The 587-nt window shown below is 48.0% G+C and carries 1 protein-coding gene; it reads right to left on the bottom strand.

Annotated features, from left to right (window positions below; genetic code table 11):
• The coding region (locus tag R7Q46_RS27720) for a PHP domain-containing protein (RefSeq protein WP_318078360.1) at positions 1 to 587 on the bottom strand (587 nt) is incomplete at both ends.

The raw sequence follows: 587 nt of genomic DNA, 5'->3' as shown, positions 1-587 counted from the left end.
CGGGTTGAAGTCGTTAGGATTTTGTCCTTCTCCACGCCATGTTTTTCCAGCAATTCGATGGCGAGATCCAGTTTTGAAATCTCTTCGCAAAAGTGCGCATCAGAGCCGGTACTGAAATACACGCCAATCTCTTTTCCTAAGGCAACAATTTGATCACAGCGCGCATCACTGCCCTTTCGGCTCTTGCCTGTGAGAGACGTATTGTTCACCTCAATCGCTACATTGTGGGATTTAGCGCAACGCAACACTTGCTCCATATCAAATGGGTAATTGGGATTACCTAAGTGCCCTAACACGTCCACTCTGCCACTTTTAATGACGTTAATTAGCGCGGCAGTGTGCTCCGCTTCGGTTGCGGGTCTAAAAACGGGCTCATGAAAGCTAGCAATTACCCAATCAAGATGTTGATCAGAGGAAGGCGGAAGATCGATCTCGCCTTTGACGTTTAAAGTGTTGGCTTCAACGCCACGGAGAATACCGACCTCATGCAAAAAGCGGGGCAAAATTCTTTGATTGTTGAAGTGCCAGTAGTGAGGGGCTCCTGGCATTTCGGGAGCATGATCGGTGGTACAAAGAAGTTTTAGCCC

The sequence above is a fragment of the Vibrio sp. 811 genome (assembly GCF_033339195.1).
The sequence above is the reverse complement of the archived record's forward strand: the minus strand, read 5'-3'. Positions and strand labels throughout refer to the sequence as shown.